Below are 1,873 nucleotides of genomic sequence, written 5' to 3' on the forward strand. Positions count from 1 at the left end.
GGCCGCATGCGCAGCCGGTGAAGTTACGACGAGGACGAAGGGGCCGGACGGCCTTGCCGCGATGACAGCGACAACGGCGACCGCCACCGAGAAGTACACAGCGGGAATGAGGGACTTCATGGTGCCTACGTATGTTCGCCGGTCGAGTGCTGAGGCGGTTTTTACTCAGCAGGTTTTCACAGCATCAGCAAACCACACACATCTCTAAAATATAATTAACCGAAAGGCGGAAGCTCCTCAAATTTTAGGGCTTCACACTGAGCGTCGCCTTAAACCTGAGATTGTCCTGCCACCGGCAATTCAAGCGTGAACACACTGCCTAAACCCGGACCATTACTCCATACGGAGACATCTCCACCGTGCAATTGCATAAGTTGTTTTACGAGGGCGAGGCCGATCCCGAGCCCGCCGCGGGCGTGATCCCTATGCTCGTCAATCTGCTCAAACATTTTGAAGATAGCGCTCGACCCTTCAGGGGTCAGGCCTAATCCATTGTCGGTTACGCTCATACGGTAGGTGTTTGAGCTCAACTCAAGCCCAACCTCTATCAGACCCCGATTCGGCGTATACTTCGCGGCATTGTTAAGCAAATTCGCAACGCATTGCGTCAATCGGACTTTGTCAGCGAATACCATGCAGGGCTGCTCAGGAACACTGAGCGTCACCGTATGGCCTTTTTCGTCAACCGTCTGTCTGGTCATTTCCACGGCTGTATAAACCGCCTCCCTAAGATCAAACTCCGATTTGGCAAGAGTTATTTTGCCCTGTGTTATCCGTGACACATCGAGCAGGTCATCTACCAGCCTGATAATATGGTCTATCTGGCTATGCATGAGGCTTTGTATCTGCTCGGCTTTTGCTGGCTCAGGTTTCCTTGAGAGCAACTTTAGCCCGCCGTTGAGTGCGGCCAAAGGATTGCGCAATTCGTGCACGAGGACGGCGATGAATTCATTCTTGCGCTTGTCCGCTAGCTGCAGCGCACGAGTCTGCGCCTCAAGAAGGTCGCGTTGCTCGGAAATCATTTGTCGTTGGCGATAGAGCTCGGCAAATATCGCGGCTTTGCTTCGAAGGACCTCAGGCTCGATGGGCTTCTGAATAAAGTCGACGGCGCCGGCTTCATATCCCTGGAACCGCCGCTCGGCTGTATGGGTGCCGGCAGTCACGAAAATGATCGGAACCCGCCGTGTCCGCTCATTGCCTCGCATGAGTTCGGCAAGCTCGAAGCCGTTCAAACCTGGCATCTGAACGTCGATCAGCGCCAGTGCCACATCATGTTGCAGCAGAAGTTCGAGGGCCTCATCGCCGGACCGCGCCTTCAATAGCATCAGCTCGTCGCGTTGTAGCAGAGCTTCCAGAGAAAGCAGGTTCTCTGGAAGGTCGTCAACCAAGAGGAATTTGACGTCAGTGTTCATTTTCGATGTTCTGCAAATAGGTTGAAATCTTGGACAAGGTCAAAACTTGAGCGCCTGGGCATGCGCGGATAGCAGCTTCAGGCATGGCCCGAGTGAAAGCCTCGGTCGGATCCTGAACGATTGCCGTTCCGCCAGAACGAACGACGGCCGAAAGGCCTTGGGAACCGTCATGATTGGCGCCCGTCAGGATAATCGCTGTCAGTTGGCTGCCCCAGGCATCTGCCGCGCTCTCGAATGCCACGTCGATCGAGGGCCGCGAGAAGAGGACCTCTTCTTCGCTGGATAAAGCGACATGCGTTCGCCCCTCGAGCGACAAATGATAATTAGGGGGCGCGAAGTAGATGAACCCGGCTTGCACGGGCTCCTTGTCTTCCGCCTCAATCGCGCGAAGCTGACATTTCAGGTCAAAAATCGCGGCGAGCACACTGCGTTTGTTTGGCGGCAAGTGCACCACGACGAAG

The 1,873-nt window shown here is 54.9% G+C and carries 2 protein-coding genes; both read right to left on the reverse strand.

What is annotated here, in order from left to right:
• Nucleotides 1-269: 269 nt before the first annotated feature.
• On the reverse strand, nucleotides 270-1,412 hold the full coding sequence (locus tag FAA86_RS24300; RefSeq protein ID WP_136543884.1) for a hybrid sensor histidine kinase/response regulator: 1,143 nt from the start codon (nucleotides 1,410-1,412) through the stop codon (nucleotides 270-272).
• Nucleotides 1,402-1,873: chemotaxis protein CheB (locus FAA86_RS24305; protein WP_136543886.1), on the reverse strand; the 472-nt coding region annotated here is incomplete at its 5' end. The genes FAA86_RS24300 and FAA86_RS24305, both read right to left, overlap by 11 nt.

The organism is Rhizobium rosettiformans W3 (assembly GCF_004912135.1).
GTDB lineage: Bacteria > Pseudomonadota > Alphaproteobacteria > Rhizobiales > Rhizobiaceae > Allorhizobium > Allorhizobium rosettiformans.

What these genes read in the sequence shown, in the direction of transcription:
- FAA86_RS24300 (WP_136543884.1), bottom strand. Translation starts at nt 1,412, where the DNA reads ATGAACACTGACGTCAAATTCCTCTTGGTTGACGACCTTCCAGAGAAC.